Source organism: Chryseomicrobium excrementi, from assembly GCF_002798305.1.
Lineage (GTDB): Bacteria > Bacillota > Bacilli > Bacillales_A > Planococcaceae > Chryseomicrobium > Chryseomicrobium excrementi.
In genome coordinates, this window is record NZ_PCGR01000001.1 from 436,187 (window position 1) to 454,522 (window position 18,336).

The following is an 18,336-nucleotide window of genomic DNA, read 5'->3' on the forward strand; positions in this document are numbered from 1 at the left end:
ATATATTAGTATACATAAATAAAAACGCGAAGAATTAAACTTCTTCGCGCTTTGGTACTACTCTCTTTATAAATAAAGTTAATATTAGTGCAACCAAAGTTACACAAGCCGCTATGAAAAATGAATACGTGATCCCCTCAAGCATACCTTGTCTGGAAAGTTCTCCTATCATCTGCTCAGTTGGAGTGACTCCGGTAAGCTGTAGCTCACGTATCTGAACTTCAATCCAGTGATTCATTCTTGTGTTCATAATTGTTAAGAAGATAGCCGATCCAATAGCTCCGGAAACTTGTTGGAGCGTATTGTTCATCGCTGTACCATGCGGATAAAGTGGTGCAGATAGTTGGTTCAAACCGTTTGTCATGATAGGCATTGAAATCATGGAAAATCCAAACATACGCAGTGTATAGAAGATCATGATAACTTGAAAACTTGTTTCCATCGTCAACGTACTTAATTCAAATGTGGCGAAAGCTGAAATCGACAGACCAATCAATGCCAACCACTTGGCGCCGAATGAATCAAATAAACGTCCAGTGATTGGTGACATGATGGCCATGACAAGAGCTCCTGGTAACATCAATAAACCTGATTCAAGTGGAGTGAACCCTCTGATGGTCTGTACATATAGTGGCGTTAAAATCATTCCAGAGAACATTGCGGCAGATAATACGATGGATATGGCTGAAGCAAGGGCAAACATTGGGAATTTGTAAATACGAAACTCGAGAAGCGGCTCTTTTAATTTCAGTTGTCTTTTAATAAATAAAATTAACCCAATTGTACCCGCCGCAAGAGTACTTACGACGATTGCCGAATCCCATCCTTTATCTCCTGCTGCACTAAATCCGTACAATAGACCTCCGAAAGCAATAGTCGATAAAACTAGTGAAAACTTATCTAGCGTTACTTCCCGCTGAGGAGTAATGTTTTTCAACTTGAATATGGCTAAAATTAAAGGAATAAGAGCAAATGGTAAGATCATCGCAAATAATACTCGCCAGCTGTAATTTTCTACAATGAATCCAGAGAGTGTTGGTCCAATTGCAGGGGCCATAATCATGACTAATCCAAACAGTCCCATAGCTGTTCCCCGTCGTTCTATTGGAAAAGCAATTAACATGACGTTCATCAAAAGTGGCATCATGATCGCAGAACCACATGCTTGGATCATACGTCCAGCGACTAATATCCAAAAAGCTGGAGCTAGATATGCGACCAATGTTCCTAAAGTGAACAAGCTCATTGCTGTAATAAACAAAGTTTGGTTTTTGAATTTCTGAATAAAATAAGCAGATGCAGGGATGAGGATTCCGTTAACAAGCATATAGCCGGTAGTTAACCATTGAACTTGAGAAGGTTTAACATCAAATTCTACCATGATGGTAGGCAAAGCAACGTTTAGGAGCGTGTTATTTAAAAAAGCTACGAACGCACCGATAAATAAGATGGCAATCATCCCATAAGGTGGTTTTTTCATACAAAATCCTTCTTTCTTTTTTTACATTTCTACATCGTACCTCAAAATATTTAGATAATCAAACTATTTGTGATACGAAATACCGAACCAAAAAATGACGCTCAATCAGAGCGCCATCCCTTCTTTGCAAAACTCATGAATTGCTGTTGTGCATGTATCGTTTCATCTGACTCTCTATAACAATAGATTCCACTTGAGTTTTGAACCCGTGCTTTTGTAGTATCTCGAAGCTCCAAATCCAAAATTGACAAAATTCGTTTCTTAATACTTGGAGACAGGATTGGAAACAAAATTTCTACTCGTTTGATCATATTGCGTGTCATCATATCCGCTGAGGATAAGTATAGCTTGGAAGCTCCGTTGCGATGGAAATAATAAATTCGTGAATGTTCTAAAAAGCGCCCTACAATACTGATAACTTGAATAGTGTCGCTAATTCCTTTGATTCCTGGTCGTAAGCAACAAATCCCTCTTACGACTAAGTCAATCGTAACTCCAGCTTGAGAAGCTTCATAGAGTTTCTCAATGAGGTCCTTATCTGTTAACGAGTTCATCTTCAACTTGATATGGCCATTGCCAAAGGTCTTGTGGAACTCTATCTCTTCATCAATCAATTCTACAAAACGGTCTTTAATCTCAAATGGTGAAACAACAAGCTTCTGATAATCCGGTTTGTCCATATACCCACTCAAATAATTAAAGAATTTCGTCGCATCCGCTCCAATTTTTTTGTTGGTGGTGATAATGCTCATATCTGTATAGACTTTTGCGGTCTGGTCATTGTAATTTCCTGTTCCAAGGTGCACAAACTGTTCAATTCTGCCTTGTTTCTGTCGGATGATCAATGTGATTTTGGAGTGCGTTTTTAAATTGTGCATTCCGTATATCACTAGACACCCTGCTTTCTCTAGCTCTTTTGCCCAGATGACATTGTTCTCTTCATCAAATCGCGCTTTCAATTCCACTAACACGGTGACTTGTTTGCCATTCTCTGCTGCTCGTTTTAATGCATTTATAATCGGTGAATTTCCACTGACTCTATACAAAGTTTGCTTGATTGCAAGGACATAGGGATCGTCTGCAGCCTTTTCAACAAATTCAAGTATCGGTTGAAACGATTCGTAAGGATGAAAGAAAAACAGGTCTTGAGTCAATGCTTTTTGGAACATGTCTTCTTCTCTCTTTAAGTCTCGGGGCTGCTGTGGCATAAAAACCGGATAAGAGAGTCTTGGAAATTGCGTTTCAAAATGTTTAGTGAATGAAAACAAGAACGTAGCATCGAGCGGCCCATCTATTTTATAAACATCACTTGCTGTAATTTCTAGTTCATCTAATAAATAGGTCAGTACTTTTTGTTTAATTTCGCTTGATTTCACTTCTAGACGACTGACAGCACCCCATTTTCTCTTCTTAAGCTCTTTCTCAATTTCAATTAAAAGATCGCGCGCGCCTTCTTCATGTATCGTGAGATCTGCATTTCGAGTGATACGGAATGGATTTGCATGTTTGACAGTGAAGCCTGTGAACAATTTTGACAAGTTTCCAATTATTACATCTTCTAATAATACGATCGTATGGGAATCTCTAGTTGATTCTACGACCAAAAAGCGCTTAAGAACTGACGGCACTTGGACAATGGCGATTTTTAAGTCGTCTTCTTCATCTGCGTCTTCAATCATGGCCAAAATGTTCATCGTCTTACTTAGCAAAATGGGAAATGGACGGTAAGCATCTACTGCAACAGGAGTTATGACAGGATAGATTTCTTCATCAAACTGTAGATCGATTCCTTTTTTTTGATCTGAATTTAATTTTGAATAACTGATAACATGGAGACCCTCCTTAGGCAGGTCCACTTCCATCAGCTGACGGTATACTTTCATTTGACGAGCTACCAGTTGTTGCGTTTTCTCAGCAATGGCTTCTAGTTGCTGAAGTGGCGTGAGCCCCGACTTTGCTTCGGGGTTTGTAAACCCTACTCGAACTTGATCTTGGAGACCCGCAACTCGAACCATAAAAAACTCATCCAGATTGGAGCTGAAAATAGCTAGAAATTTGAGTCTCTCAAACAACGGGTTGTCTTCGTCTTCCGCCTCTTCCAAAACTCGCTCATTAAAAGCCAACCAGCTGAGTTCTCGGTTGTTAAAATGCGCATATGTAAAATCGCTCATACAGATGCCTCCGTCTCAAACTGTACTCGAACATTCCTGTTCGTCAATTTTTCAATATGTTTCTTCATTTTATCCGCCTGATAAGACTCTAAAACATGAGAACCTCTTGCAAAAAGAGTCAACACAATATCTTCTCTATCTGTGTGCATCTGTGCATCATAGACACTCGAATGATTTGTGGTCTGGAGAGCGTGAACAAACCGCAGCAGCGCTCCAGCTTCTCGACATTCTTCAATTTCTTGCATGGGTAAGATGCCTTGATACGGTTGAATATACTGCTGGAAAGTTTGCTTATTTTTATATGAAGCAAGCAGAGACAATTTCAACTTTTGCTTATTCGTGAAACCATCCAATGTACTATTCGTCAACAAATAAAATGTGTGTTGACTGGCAGACTCTAAATCGACTTGTTTGCCAAAATGGAATAACTGGTAAGCATAAGTAAGCATCTCTGGGTCATCTGACCACTCTTGAATCCATCCTGCTTCAGAAAATTGCTGATGAAGCTTGTGAAATGCATCGATCAAGTCATTTTCTTCTAGCTTCTTGATTCCAAATTTTCCGTGGACATGCCGGATTGCACTTGATGCTACCTCATCGACGAAAAAAGTATGTTCATTATTGGCCTCTAATTGTTCGATGATGATCCCTTCACGAAGTCCTTTTCTGCTGTGCATGAATAGTGTGGAGCTGCTCATCTCAAGTAAGGCTTGAAACGTAATTATAGCGCCATCAATGACATCGGCTCGGTCAGAAGAAAGTCCGTCAATTTTCTTTCTGTCTGCAAATGATATTTTCTTTAGCAGGTGATCGACCGCTCGCATATCCTCTAAAGTCATCTCGTACTGATGAGTACCGGACAACGGATAATTTTTACGGTTTTGATCAATCTGGACGATGTTTCGAGCACTTCCTCCTATTGATATGACAGGAAGTCCTTTGCCTTTTTCGGCAATCCAAGGCTGCTGTGAAAATTGCTCTTTCACAAAAGCTTGAATTGCTTTTCGTTCTTGAAGAGTTGGAAGATCACCTGAGATAAATTTCTTTTTTAAGGTGACGACTCCAAATGGAAAACTGAAAGATTCAAGTAACTGTTTGTCTTTAAATAACGTGACCTCAGTACTTCCTCCCCCCATATCAACAGTTAGCCCGTCTTTGCAATCGGTAGTCAAAACCACTGCAAGGTATCCATAATAGGCTTCTTGTTTTGTGGATAAGACATCTATCGCCATACCCGTCTTGTCATGCACTTGCTGTAAGATTTCTTTTTGATTGACTGCCTGTCGAATTGCAGCAGTTGCTGCTATGACAGGCTGCGGAATAGATAAATCTTTTAAAAAGGCGTTGAAGTTTTGAAGGGTCTCGACTAGCTTGTCGATTCCTTCTTGTTCTAATACTAAGTCATCGTTCAAATAGTTACTTAGACGAGCCACTGTCTTAATATTATGGTGTTCTTCTAGCCCTTTTTCATAAGAATAACTGTAGACTACAAGTCGAATGGAGTTTGATCCGATATCAATGATGGCGCGTAACTGGTCCATACACTCACCTGCCGTTTCTTTTTATTATAACGGATTCGGATTCTAATGAAGTTATTTTTCAGAAAATTTACCTGAAATTCATAACGATGCGATACAATGTTAAAAAGAGGGGGAAGGTCTTGTGAAAAAGTACAGTAAAAAAGAGAACAGCTGGGTGATGTATGACTGGGCCTCATCAGCATATACACTCATTATAACTACCGCAATTTTTCCCATTTATTTTAAATCTTCCGCAACCGAGGCTGGCATTGCAGGGGCCGATTCCACTGCTTATTTAGGCTACACGATTGCAATCTTCACAACAATTCTAGCTTTACTCGGTCCTATAATGGGAACTATTGCAGACTATGAAGGGCTGAAGAAGAAATTTTTTAGCGTATTCACTGCAATTGGTGTGACATTTACAATAGCGCTAGCACTTGTGCCTTTTGAGAATTGGCTGCTTCTATTGATTATTTATACATTTGCTGCACTAGGAGCAACAGGGTCTAATGTGTTTTATGACAGCTTTATCGTAGATGTCACAACAGACGAACGAATGGCGAAAGTATCTGCTCGTGGTTATGGGATGGGCTATATAGGAAGTCTCTTTCCTTTTATTATCGCCATGGCTATCATTATTCTGAGTCAACAAGGGATTCTTCCATTCGCTGCAGATACAGCTAGTAAGATTGCTTTCTTGATAACAGCAGCTTGGTGGGTAATTTTTTCTATTCCTATTTTTAAAAATGTAAAACAAATTCATTTTGTTCCGAGAGAACCAAATCCGGTGGCTCAAAGCTTTAAAAGGTTGTTTACTACGTTCAAAGAAATTCGCAAATACCGAGCTGTCTTTCTCTTCCTCCTTGCTTATTTCTTCTATATTGACGGAGTCGGCACCATCATTTCTATGTCAACAGCGTATGGTACTGACCTAGGTCTTGATTCTACTTGGCTACTTGGTATCTTGTTCCTCACACAAGTGATTGCAGCACCTTTTGCTTTCCTATATGGTCACCTAGCTGGCAAGTTCGGGGAAAAGATGATGTTATATGTAGGGATCTTTGTTTATACGATTGTATGTACGTATGCATATTTCATGGATTCCGTAACCGACTTCTTCATTCTAGCCATGCTAGTAGGAACTTCACAAGGGGGGATTCAAGCCTTGAGCCGTTCTTATTTCGGCAAGCTTGTCCCGAAACAAAATTCTAATGAGTTCTTCGGTTTCTATAACATCTTTGGACGATTTGCAGCGATTTTAGGTCCGCTACTCGTTGGTGTTACCGCTCAAGTAACGGGTAACTCTTCAACAGGCGTCTTCAGCTTGATTGTGCTCTTCATAGTCGGTTTCATTATTTTGCGTTTTGTACCAGAGCCAGACCATCATGCCCCTCCAGTCGTAGTCAATGAGTAAACCTCAAAAGTTCTTTCCGATTGTCTTCGGAAAGAGCTTTTTTCATCTATAAATTTTCCATCAAGCGTTTGGCAATCTTTCTGTAATCTTCAGTCGTAAGCCCCGGAGCAAATTCTTCTGGTAAGTCATCGAGCTCTGGAATTGGCGCCCCTTCTGGACTCCCCGCCTCTACAATCAATGGCGCTCCAGTTGTTGGGTGCTCACCACTTGGGGCAAGTCAATTAACAGCTTACTCGTTCGCTGGAACATTAGTAGCCCTCCGAACGTGAAAACCAGATGATCTGTTGGTTACGAACAACGAAGTCTCGTTCTTCTTTAGTGACAACAACTCAATCGTAATGGACCATTGTTAATGTCCCTTCTACAGTAGACCGCTGAGTTTGAATGGTTACTTGTTGACCTTGAAGTTCACGTAAATGACGCACCCCATAAGATTCCACGGTTGCCTCATAATTCACAAGTGGAGTTGATTGACACACTGAATCCCTCGCTTTCATATTAACCTATTCAAAAAAGGAGTTTATGTTACACTAAATTTAGAGGTGAGTCTGTGAAGAAACTTGTGATCAGCGGATACCGCGCAACGGAACTCGGTATTTTCGACTCTAAACATCCAGGTATTTCTATTATTAAAACGGCACTAAAAGAACGGATTCTTCGTTACTATGAGGAAGGACTGGAATGGGTATTAATTTCTGGACAACAAGGCGTCGAAATTTGGGGAGCAGAGGTTGTAGTGGAGTTGAAAAAAGAAGGAATTCCTCTAAAACTTTCTATAACTCCGCCATTTTCAGAGTTCACCAATCGATTAAAACCAGACAAACAAGCGGAGTTTCAACAACTTGTGCTCGAAGCTGACTTTTACCAAGCACTAACGACAGGTGGGTACCAAGGTCCATGGCAATTCCAAGAGCGGGACAAGTTCTTGCTTCGAAATACGGAAGGTGCTCTAGTCGTATACGATGATGAACAACCTGCGAGTCCCAAATTTTTTATGGAATTAATCGGACGCTATCAGGAAAAACAGCCCTCATTCGTTGTCGAACAAATTACATCTTTTGATTTGAATGACACTGCAGAACAGATGAAATGGAAAGAAGGCGATGACCATGACTAGACACTTTGAAATCTATTCTAAAGAGACGGATGAGTTACTCCACTCATTCACGGAAGAAGATTTATCTAAAGCTATGTCCTATTTCAATGACCATTTAGATCATTATTTATACGTTTCCAAGCCAGAATACCAAGACTTTCGAATTGAAGGATTCGTGCTAGAAACGGATGACATCTTTCGGTTTTACAATGCGTTGATTGGAATCTACATTCCGAAGTCAAAAATGGAAACTGTGAAAAATGAGCTTGCCTCTATTTGGAACAATCCTGATTTCCAATATGCATTCACTTATGACGCCAATGAAGGAGTTGCAGAGTTAAATCTCCCTCTCAATTATATTCAAGGATTTGATCCTCAAGGATCCATTGGAACGACAATTGCATTTGTGGAGTCTATTTTAAAAAAATTTGCCAGTTCTTACTAAACCGAATAACTGAAGAGCTTCCTGAGCATACTACTAGCGATTATGCAAAGGAGGCTTTTTTATGTGGAAAAATCAGCACCATCTGTACCAAATACCTAAGTTGGATAAGCAATATGTCCAGACGATTCTACAAAACTTCCAACCAGCATCTAAACTAAGTTTAAATATGAACTGATAACAAAAAGCACCTCCTCGGAGGTGCTTTTTAACGCATTGGAATGCCGTGTTCTTTGACGTGTTGTTTAATTTCTTGAATCGTATAGTGACCGTAATGAATCATAGAGGCAACAAGTGCCGCATCTGCCTTTGCTTCAGTGAAAACTTCAGAGATATGATGCAGTTCGCCCGCACCACCTGAAGCGATAATCGGAATAGAGACATTTTCAGAAAGAAGTTTGATTAACTCTAGATCATACCCTGTCTTCATACCGTCCTTATGAATACTTGTACAGATGATTTCACCGGCCCCTCGATATGCAGCTTCTTGAGCCCACTCTAAGACGTCTCGTCCTGAATTCTCATGGCCAGAGTGCGTATAGACTTCCCACCGCTCGATCGAACCATCTTCACTTAGGATCGGCATCGCATCAAGTCCCAGTACGACACATTGTTTCCCAAAGATTGCTGCAGCTTCGTTCAATAGTTCCGGACGCAATACAGCAGCAGAGTTCACTCCTACTTTGTCCGCACCTGCACGAAGCAACAGGCGGAAATCTTCAATCGTTCTGACACCTCCGATTACAGAGAAGGGAATATAGACTTCTTCAGCCACTCTTCGGATCCACTCATATTTCACTTCTTGATTTTTCAATGAAGCGGTCGTGTCTAAATAGATCAGTTCATCCGCTCCATCTTCAGCGTATTTTCGTCCAAGTTCTGCAGGATCTCCTATGATAGTGGGATTACGGAATTGAACGTATTTCACTGCTTTGTCATCTAAAACATCAATAGCTGGTACAATTCGTTTTTTTAACATGTCGTCACCTTTTTCTTTGCATAACGGCAAAAATTATCGAGCAGCTTCATGCCCGCTTCTCCACTCTTTTCGGGGTGGAACTGCACGCCCATTACATAGTCATTGCCTATTGCTGAAGCAAAAGGTGTCCCGTAAGCTGTCAATCCAATGATATCGTCTGTATCTTTAGGGGCTGCATAATAAGAGTGAACGAAATAAAAATCCGTTTGTTTAGGAAGGTCTTTTAATAAGAAATGGCCTTTCACATCTTCTACATCATTCCAACCCATATGAGGAACTTTCAAATCCGGATCTGCAAAGTACGGAACCGTGCCTTTTAATAGGCCTAATCCTTGTGCATCACCTTCTTCACTTGTTTCAAGAAGCAGCTGCATTCCTAGACAGATTCCAAGTAACGGAATACCTTCTTCAACTTTTCTTTTTATATAAGAAACAAGACCACGTTCTTCGAGTTGTTTCATAGCTTGTTCCGCATGTCCCACTCCAGGTAAGATCAACTGCTCAATTTCACCTGTATAGGTCCCGTCTTCAATTCGCACGTACGGGTACCCAAGTTTTTTGATGGCCTTTTCCACGCTGTGCATATTACCAGCACCATAATCCAATATTCCAATCATCGCACTCGCCTCCTGTTTCTCATTATGCCATCGTCATAAAATAATTGAAAGAGAAAACTTTAATTCACTAGCAGAAGAAAGTTTTAATACAAACGAAAAACCCGCTGTTACACGGGTTGAGGTGTTGCAACAAATTGATTCACTTTTTGAGCCGCTTCTTTTCCTTCTTTAATTGCCCAGACGACAAGACTTTGTCCTCTTCTTGCATCTCCAGCTGCGTAGACGCCGGGTAAATTGGTGGCATAATCTACTTTTGAAGCGGCGATGCGGTTGCGTGATAAGGTGAGATTGGAATCTGCGGCAACCTCTTCTTCTATACCTTCAAATCCAATTGCAACAAATACGACATCCGCTGGCCATTCTTTTTCAGTCCCAGGTAGTTCACGGAAATAGTGGAAGCCGTCTTCTCCTACCACTTTTTCCATTTGTATCGTCTTTAACGCAACGACTTCTCCTGAACTGCCTTTCACAATTTCTTTTGTTTGTATCAAATATTCTCGAGGGTCTTGGCCTTTGCTTGCAAGGGCTTCTTCATAAGCGTAATCCATTTTAAAGACATTAGGATCTGATGGCCACATGTGTTCGCCATCTCGTTCTGAACCAAGCTTCGGATGCTTCCCGAATTGCACGACCGACTTGCATCCTTGGCGTATGGCAGTGGCAACACAATCTGCTCCCGTGTCACCTCCACCAATGACGAGCACATGCTTTTTACTGACATCGAGTGGAGGTTTCGTACCATCAAGAAGTGCTTTCGTTGTATTGGTTAGATATTTCATGGCTGGAACTATGCCTTGTGCATCGTCGCCAGGAAGATGGAGCACACGTTGCTTCTGTGCACCAACACAAAGGATGACCGCATCAAACTCTTCACGAAGGTGAGTAAGAGTCAGGTCTTTTCCAATTTCAGTATTCACGATAAATTGAATTCCTTCTTCTGCAAGTAAATGGACTCGTCTAAGTACAACATCTTTATCGAGCTTCATAGAAGGAATCCCATACATCAGCAACCCTCCCGGGCGGTCATCTCGCTCAAATACTGTTACACTGTGGCCTTCTTGATTCAGATCGTCCGCTGCTGTTAGACCTGCTGGCCCGGAACCGACAATAGCAATCTTTTTCCCAGTTCTAGAAGTAGGAATGCGGGGTGTGATCCACCCTTCTTCAAATCCTTTATCGATGATACTTCGTTCGATACCCTTGATAGCCACTGCAGGTTCTGAAATACCTAGTACACAAGAGCTCTCACAAGGTGCCGGACACACTCTCCCCGTAAACTCTGGGAAATTGTTCGTCATCAAAAGACGGTCAAGAGCATCTTTCCACTGGCCTCTGAAGACAAGGTCATTCCACTCAGGAATAACGTTTTGAATGGGACATCCAGCTGCGACGCCACGAATCTCGATTCCCATATGACAAAACGGGGTGCCGCAGTCCATACAACGCGCTCCTTGCTGTTGCATCTCCGAATCCGTGAAGCGTTGTCCATATTCATTAAAATGACGAATTCGTTTTTTTGCTGGTTCTTCGAGCGGCTTTTGTCTCCCGATTTCCAAAAATCCAGTTGGTTTTCCCATTCATTTCACTCTCCTTAAGAAACGACAGTTGCCCCGTAGAACGCTTGTAAGGCAGCTTGATCTTTTTCAAGGCCTTGGTGTTCTAAATCAACAATGCGCTTTTTCATTTTTGCATATTCGACAGGCTCTACCTTGATGAATTGGTACTTTATAGCATCCCAATTCGCTAGAAGTGCTCCCGCTTTTTTGCTCTTCGTATAATAGAAGTGGTCCATCAGCATCTTTTGAAGCTCGTGGTACTCTTCTTCATCTGCTACTGTTACGAGTTGAATCATCTCCAAATTGCTGAGTTCTTTTACTCGTTGCTCGCTATCCGGTAGTATATAAGCAGTGCCTCCTGACATTCCTGCCCCAAAGTTTTTGCCTATATCACCTAGGATAACTACTCGCCCACCTGTCATATATTCGCAGCCATGATCTCCAATACCTTCAACTACAATAGAGGCTCCTGAATTTCGAACAGCAAAGCGTTCACCAGCGCGTCCATTCAGGAACGCCTCACCCGAAGTTGCTCCGTAAAACGTTACATTTCCTGCAATCATGGCATCCTTCACAGAGCTTTCGACAGGTTGTTTGAGGACGAGCTTTCCTCCAGACAAGCCTTTACCTAGATAATCATTCGCATCTCCCGACAAGTAGATAGAAACTCCATTCGGCAAATAGGCTCCAAGACTTTGGCCCGCATGACCTGACAAGTGTAGCTGGATATGATCTTCTGGTAGTCCTGCTTCCCCATACTTTTTCGTAACTTCATGTCCAACAATTGTTCCGACCACTCGGTCTGTATTTCGAATAGCGAACTGAACGGTTTTAGACTGACCTGTTGCAATGGATGTCTCAAGCTGAGGCAACAAAACTTTCAAATCAAGTGACTGCTCTAAACGGTGCTGTTGGTCACGTTGTTTTGTAGTCGGTCCATCAACACGATGTAACAATACGGTCAAATCGAGTTGTCCTGCTTTCCAGTGATTCTTAGCTCGCTCAGAAACATGTAATGCATCTGTGCGGCCCACTAGCTCATCTACTGTGCGGAACCCAAGTTTAGCCATCCATTCTCGTAGTTCTTCTGCAACAAAGTGCATATAATTTACGACGTGATCTGCTGCTCCTGTAAACTTGTCGCGAAGTTTTGGGTTTTGCGTAGCAATACCGACTGGACAAGTGTCTAGATGGCACGCACGCATCATGACACACCCCATCACGATAAGTGGTGCCGTTGCAAATGCAAATTCTTCTGCTCCAAGAAGTGCTGCAAGAAGGACATCCTTACCTGTCATCAATTTCCCGTCCGTTTCGAGTGTCACACGGTCACGAAGACCGTTTAGCATAAGTGTTTGATGTGCTTCTGCTAGTCCGAGTTCCCATGGAAGGCCGGCATGCATGATGCTTGTTTTCGGAGAAGCACCCGTTCCGCCGTCATATCCGGAAATGACAATGACATCTGCAGCTCCTTTTGCAACACCTGCTGCTATGGTTCCTACTCCGCCTTTTGAGACGAGTTTCACGCTAATACGAGCGTGACGATTGGCATTTTTCAAATCATGGATGAGTTGCGCCATATCCTCAATGGAATAGATATCGTGATGTGGAGGTGGTGAGATCAATCCAACTCCTGGAGTTGAACCTCTGACCTCTGCAACCCAAGGGTACACTTTGTTCCCAGGGAGCTGCCCACCTTCACCCGGCTTTGCACCTTGTGCCATCTTGATCTGTAATTCATCAGCTTCAGAAAGATAGACTGCCTTAACTCCAAAACGACCAGAAGCGATTTGTTTGATGGCGCTTCTTCGGTAATCGCCATTTGCATCACGTTGATAACGAGAAGGATGTTCTCCACCTTCTCCACTGTTACTTTTGCCTCCTAGACGATTCATGGCAATAGCGAGCGTTTCATGAGCTTCTTGAGATAACGAACCGAAGGACATAGCGCCCGTTTTAAATCGTTTGACGATGCTGCTTGCAGGCTCTACTTCTTCTAACGGTACTTTCGGTCGGTCTGTACGCAGATCAAATAAATTTCGTAAAAAGCCCAGTCGCTCCTCATTCGCCATCTCTGCATATTGTCTGTAAAGACCTATATCATTTTTGCGAGCTGCCCACTGAAGTGTATGAATCGTTTTTGGACGAAACGCGTGATGTTCTCCATTCGCTCGCCATTGGAACTGACTACCTGAGTCTAATGGTTGAGCTGCTTGCTCCACAGCATGTGCAACACGAAGTTCCATCTCGCGCTGTATTGTGGATAGGTCAATACCACCCAGCTGAGATTTCGTTCCTGTAAAGTACTTACTGATAACATCCTGTCCAATCCCAACGGCCTCAAAAATTTGTGCACCACGGTAGCTTTGAATCGTCGAAATTCCCATTTTCGCCATCACTTTTACGACTCCATCTGTAAAGCCTTTTACAGTTGAAGCTACAGCTTCATCATAGGACTTATTCAGATGACCTTGCTCAATTAATTGCTCAAGCGTTGCGTAAACCAAATATGGGTAGATAGCATCTGATCCGTACCCGATAAGAGCAGCGATGTGGTGAACTTCTTTCACTTCTGCAGATTCGATAAGTAACGATAGTTTCGTTCGCTGTCCTTTTCTGACGAGATACTGATGAATGGCACTGCTCGCTAACAGGACCGGCACAACTTTTTCTCCCTTAGAAAGATGGCGGTCAGAAAGAACCACCAAATGCTTACCTTCTGCAAGTGCCAGATCAACTTCTTCAAGTAACGAATTGAGCTTTTCTTCGAGTGACCCTGTAAACTGCAACTCTAAAGTTGTCGAGGAAAATACCGGATGATTTCGCAATTGGTTCATTTGACTTGCTTTTAAAATTGGCGTCTGCAATTGAATCCTCTTTGCATTCGTGGCATCCGATTCCAGCAAGTTTCCTTCAGGACCTAAGTAGCTGATAGTTGAAGTTACCATTTTTTCACGAATCGAATCGATTGGTGGATTGGTCACCTGAGCAAATAACTGCTTAAAATAGTTAAACAATAGCTGCGGTCGATCTGACAACACAGCTAACGGCGTGTCATTCCCCATGGAACCGATTGGATCTTTGCCTTCCAAAGCTAAAGGCAGTAGGTATTTGTGGATGTCTTCAAAGCTGTATTGATTTAAATGCTGTTTGTAGGAAAGTTCTTGCTCATTCTCAACGAATTCTTTAGACGTATCAAGCTTTTCTAATTGCTCTAGCCAGGAATCATACGGATGTTCCGTAGCAATTGTCTGTTTCAATTCATCGTCTTCAATGATTCTTCCTTGCTCTAGATCTACAAGTAGCATCTTTCCTGGACTGAGTCGTTCTTTTCGGACGACATCTTCTTCTTTAACATCTACCACTCCGACTTCAGAAGAATAGATGAGACGGTCGTCTTTTGTAACGTAGTAGCGTGCCGGGCGCAAGCCGTTTCGGTCTAGTACAGCACCTAGCTGTTTACCATCCGTGAAACAAATTGCAGTCGGCCCATCCCAAGGCTCCATAAACGTAGAATGGTACGTGTAAAAGGCTTCTTTTTCTGGCGTCATGTGTGGATTGTTCTCACTCCAAGGTTCTGGGATCATCATCATCGCAGCATGCGCTGGAGATCGTCCTGCAAGGACCAGGAACTCGAATGCATTATCTAACATGGAAGAGTCACTTCCAGACTCGTCAACGATTGGAAGGATCTCTTGAATGTCTTCGCCAAAAACTGAGGAGACAAACTGTCGCTCACGTGCCTTCATCCAATTGACATTGCCTTGAAGTGTATTAATTTCTCCATTATGGACGAGGTATCTGTTTGGGTGTGCTCGTTTCCAACTCGGGAATGTGTTCGTACTATAGCGCGAGTGAACCAAGCTATAAGCAGATACAAAGCGCTCATCTTGTAGATCCAGATAAAATTCGCTAACTTCAACCGGAGTTAGAAGTCCTTTAAAAACAATAGTTTCCGTTGAAAGCGAAGGAATATAGACTTCGTAGCCATTTTCTAAGAAAAAACGTTCTAGTTTTTTTCGGAATACATATAGCTGTCTTTCAAAATCTAACTGATTCATTTTTGCGTCGTTTTTCTTTAAAAACAACTGCTCAATGATAGGCATCGAATCTTGTGCTGTTTTCGATAGTTCCGAGCCATTTACAGGAACCTCGCGCCATTTTATCAGATTAAGATGTTTTGAACTGGCAACTAGTTTATCCACTTGTCTCTTTACTTCCTCTACTACTTGAACTTCCTGAGGGAAGAAAAACATCCCAACAGCATAATCTCCTCTTTGAGGCAGCGGAAAATTCAAGATTTGACGAAACAATGCATCTGGTAGCTGAACCATAATGCCTGCTCCATCTCCGGTACGATGATCATGCCCACGTCCTGCTCTGTGATCCAGTCGATGTAACATTTCAAGACCATCCGTTACAATGTCATGACTCGCTTTGCCCTTAATATTGGCATAAAGTCCAATTCCGCAGGCGTCGTGCTCATTTGTCGGGCAATACAGTCCTTGCTTTTTTGGATACTTATGAAATGTCATCGCCAATCCCTCCATGTCATGAATGTGTAGGAATAGTGTAAGTTTTCAAAATGATATAAACAATATATAATTACTATCATACTTATATCATTTTGAGATAGAAAGGCGGATAAACGTTGGAATTACGGCAATTAATTTATTTTCAAGAAGTTGCAAAACGCGAACATATTTCTGAAGCAGCTCTTCATTTACATGTTGCTCAATCTGCCATCAGTCGTCAGATTGCAAATTTAGAAAAAGAGCTCGGAGTCCAATTATTTGACCGAATTGGAAGAAACGTTAAATTGACTACTATTGGTAAAACTTTTTTAACTCATGTGTCAAAAGCTTTACTAGAAATAGACCTTGGTGTAGAAGAAGTCCATACGTATCTTAATCCCGAAAAAGGGAGCATCCGGATCGGCTTCCCAAGCAGTTTTGCTACTCAATTATTGCCAAGTGTCATCACAGCGTTTCGCAAGCAACATCCAGACGTTAAATTTCAGCTTCGCCAAGGAAATTACAACTACTTAGTAGATGCAGTTAAAGATCGCTCAATCAATCTTTCCTTCATTGGTCCGTTACCAACTGGCGAGACAGAACTTATCACTACTGAATTATTCACTGAAAAGTTTTCACTACTAGTTCCCCTTCCACATCGACTGGCGAATCAGACGTCTGTTCATATGATTGAACTGAAGAACGAACCATTCATCGTCTTCCCAGAAGAATTTATTCTTCACAAGACTGTCATCCAAGCTTGCCAATCTGTTGGGTTTCAACCTGCTATCAGTTCGGTTGGAGAAGACCTCGATGCCATCAAGGGATTGGTTGCCGCTGGTCTCGGAGTGTCGATTTTACCTGAAAGTACTTTGCCAGAAGGTTCGATGCGATTCACAAAAAAGATTCAGATTGAAGCACCTTTGATGCAACGGACAGTCGGTCTTATCACATCCACTTCAAGAGTGCTCACACCATCTGAGACCATATTCATCGATTTTGCCACCCAATTTTTCAGAAGAATGAACCAATATTTATAAATGCTCTAGCACTTCAGCGCAATGGTGTGTTAAACTTGTCAAATATTCTGATAAAGGTTGTGATGAAATGATTGAACTTGAAAGCAAATCGTTGGTGAAAGTAGAAGACATTCTTCAAGCATTTCATCAATTAAAAGATGTTGTAGCCCATACCCCGCTTCAACGAAATGACATTTTAAGCACGCGCTACCAAGCTGATATTTACTTAAAACGAGAAGACTTGCAGCATGTCCGGTCGTTCAAATTAAGAGGCGCTTATTATAAGATTGCTTCTATAGAAGAACAGGCTAGAAAGAATTCCGTAGTGTGTGCGAGTGCAGGAAATCATGCGCAGGGAGTCGCATATGCATGTGCAGCATTAGCTATTCGAGGAACCATCTTTATGCCGAAGACCACTCCAAAACAAAAAGTGAATCAAGTGCGAATGTTTGGCGGGTCCTTTGTTGATATTCGACTTGAAGGAGATACGTTTGATGATTCAGCTGCAGCTGCTACTGTCTTTGCAACAGAGCAAGGTGCTGAGTTTATTCATCCTTTCGACGATCCTGATGTCATAGCAGGACAAGGTACAGTCGCTGTAGAAATCCTCCACGAACTGGAAGGCCCCGTAGATTACATTCTAGCCAGTGTTGGTGGCGGTGGTCTGATTGCTGGTGTATCGACTTATACGAAAAGTATATCGCCCACAACAAAAGTGATTGGTGTAGAACCGAGCGGCGCTGCTTCCATGGCGGAGGCATTTCAACAAGGGCAGCCGGTCCCACTCAGATCAATTGATAAGTTTGTAGACGGTGCTGCTGTGAAATGTGCTGGTGCTCAGACGTTTACCATTGCAAAGCACTTTGTGGATGACTTGCTAGCAGTTCCGGAAGGAAAAGTGTGTACGACGATTCTCGAGATGTACAATCAACACGCCATCGTTGTTGAACCCGCTGGTGCTCTTCCTATTGCGGCACTGGACTTAGTAGCGGATGATATCCGTGGCAAACAAGTGGTCGTAATTATTAGCGGAGGGAATAACGATATCTCCCGAATGCAAGAAATTAAAGAAAAATCCTTATTATATGAAGGCTATTTGCATTATTTCTTAGTGAAATTCCCGCAACGCGCTGGTGCTCTTCGTCAATTCTTGCACGACGTCCTCGGGCCTGAGGACGACATCACAACGTTTGAGTACACGAAAAAGAACAATAAAGAGAGCGGCCCTGCACTTATCGGTATCGAACTTCATGATCCTGACGACTACGAGGCCCTGATTGCTCGATTCGAGCACAATGGGTTTGAATACAAAGCCGTCAATACAGATTCGCTTCTGTTTGAATTGTTGATTTAAGTGAGTTGATGGGTTTGTGAAATCATGATGCGGAATAAATTAGCGGTCATGTAGAAGATATCAGGCCTGATGCTGATGAAACCTCGCTTGATGCAGTACAAATTGCGCTCAATGCTGAACAACCCTTGCTCCATGCTCGTGAACGCTCGCTCGCCCCCCTTCTTACACAAC

General features: G+C 42.2%; 13 protein-coding genes and 1 pseudogene. 5 read left to right on the forward strand and 9 right to left on the reverse strand.

The window, feature by feature from the left end:
* Positions 1-34: 34 nt before the first annotated feature.
* The 3 genes from CQS04_RS02230 to CQS04_RS02240 form a co-directional block, all read right to left on the reverse strand.
* Complete coding sequence (locus CQS04_RS02230) at positions 35-1,480, reverse strand: MDR family MFS transporter (RefSeq protein WP_100352573.1); 1,446 nt, start codon at positions 1,478-1,480, stop codon at positions 35-37.
* 101 nt (positions 1,481-1,581) lie between these two features.
* The gene (locus tag CQS04_RS02235; protein WP_100352574.1) at positions 1,582-3,651 is read right to left on the reverse strand and encodes an RNA degradosome polyphosphate kinase; all 2,070 of its coding nucleotides are present in this window, start codon (positions 3,649-3,651) and stop codon (positions 1,582-1,584) included.
* Positions 3,648-5,192 (reverse strand): Ppx/GppA family phosphatase, encoded by a 1,545-nt coding sequence (locus CQS04_RS02240; protein WP_100352575.1) that lies wholly within the window; start codon positions 5,190-5,192, stop codon positions 3,648-3,650. Before CQS04_RS02240 ends, CQS04_RS02235 begins: the two co-directional genes overlap by 4 nt.
* Positions 5,193-5,313: 121 nt before the next feature.
* Here CQS04_RS02240 and CQS04_RS02245 point away from each other — a divergent pair, with 121 nt between their 5' ends.
* Positions 5,314-6,588, forward strand: a complete 1,275-nt coding sequence (locus CQS04_RS02245; RefSeq protein ID WP_100352576.1) for an MFS transporter — start codon at positions 5,314-5,316, stop codon at positions 6,586-6,588.
* Positions 6,589-6,634: 46 nt separating this feature from the next.
* On the opposite strand, the pseudogene CQS04_RS13915 reads toward CQS04_RS02245, so the two are convergent.
* Positions 6,635-6,793 (reverse strand): annotated as a pseudogene (locus CQS04_RS13915) (manganese catalase family protein); the annotation flags it as partial.
* A gap of 124 nt (positions 6,794-6,917) precedes the next feature.
* Positions 6,918-7,046, reverse strand: coding sequence for a DUF2642 domain-containing protein (locus tag CQS04_RS02250; RefSeq protein ID WP_165775433.1), 129 nt, complete (start codon positions 7,044-7,046; stop codon positions 6,918-6,920).
* A gap of 92 nt (positions 7,047-7,138) precedes the next feature.
* Between CQS04_RS02250 and CQS04_RS02255 the strand changes: the two genes are divergently transcribed.
* Together CQS04_RS02255 and CQS04_RS02260 are read left to right on the forward strand one after the other, a co-directional pair.
* Positions 7,139-7,705 carry an SLOG family protein gene (locus CQS04_RS02255; protein WP_165775434.1) on the forward strand — a complete coding sequence of 189 codons (567 nt, stop codon included), beginning with the start codon at positions 7,139-7,141 and terminating at the stop codon, positions 7,703-7,705.
* Positions 7,698-8,129 (forward strand): hypothetical protein, encoded by a 432-nt coding sequence (locus CQS04_RS02260; protein WP_100352579.1) that lies wholly within the window; start codon positions 7,698-7,700, stop codon positions 8,127-8,129. Before CQS04_RS02255 ends, CQS04_RS02260 begins: the two co-directional genes overlap by 8 nt.
* Before the next feature lie 205 nt (positions 8,130-8,334).
* Here CQS04_RS02260 and hisF read toward each other — a convergent pair whose 3' ends face one another.
* The 4 genes from hisF to gltB form a co-directional block, all read right to left on the reverse strand.
* Entirely contained in the window at positions 8,335-9,105 is a 771-nt protein-coding gene (gene hisF / locus CQS04_RS02265) for an imidazole glycerol phosphate synthase subunit HisF (protein WP_100352580.1), read from the reverse strand.
* Positions 9,099-9,722: an imidazole glycerol phosphate synthase subunit HisH gene (hisH, locus tag CQS04_RS02270; RefSeq protein WP_100352581.1), complete on the reverse strand. Its 624-nt coding sequence runs from the start codon at positions 9,720-9,722 to the stop codon at positions 9,099-9,101. Before hisH ends, hisF begins: the two co-directional genes overlap by 7 nt.
* Positions 9,723-9,829: 107 nt before the next feature.
* A complete protein-coding gene (locus CQS04_RS02275) occupies positions 9,830-11,299 on the reverse strand; it encodes a glutamate synthase subunit beta (RefSeq protein ID WP_100352582.1) in 1,470 nt (489 codons plus the stop codon).
* A 14-nt stretch (positions 11,300-11,313) separates the two neighbouring features.
* On the reverse strand, positions 11,314-15,813 hold the full coding sequence (gene gltB, locus CQS04_RS02280; RefSeq protein ID WP_100352583.1) for a glutamate synthase large subunit: 4,500 nt from the start codon (positions 15,811-15,813) through the stop codon (positions 11,314-11,316).
* A 116-nt stretch (positions 15,814-15,929) separates the two neighbouring features.
* Here gltB and gltC point away from each other — a divergent pair, with 116 nt between their 5' ends.
* Together gltC and ilvA are read left to right on the forward strand one after the other, a co-directional pair.
* A complete protein-coding gene (gltC, locus tag CQS04_RS02285; RefSeq protein ID WP_100352584.1) occupies positions 15,930-16,832 on the forward strand; it encodes a glutamate biosynthesis transcriptional regulator GltC in 903 nt (300 codons plus the stop codon).
* A 67-nt stretch (positions 16,833-16,899) separates the two neighbouring features.
* Positions 16,900-18,165 (forward strand): threonine ammonia-lyase IlvA, encoded by a 1,266-nt coding sequence (gene ilvA, locus CQS04_RS02290; protein WP_100352585.1) that lies wholly within the window; start codon positions 16,900-16,902, stop codon positions 18,163-18,165.
* Positions 18,166-18,336: the final 171 nt, after the last annotated feature.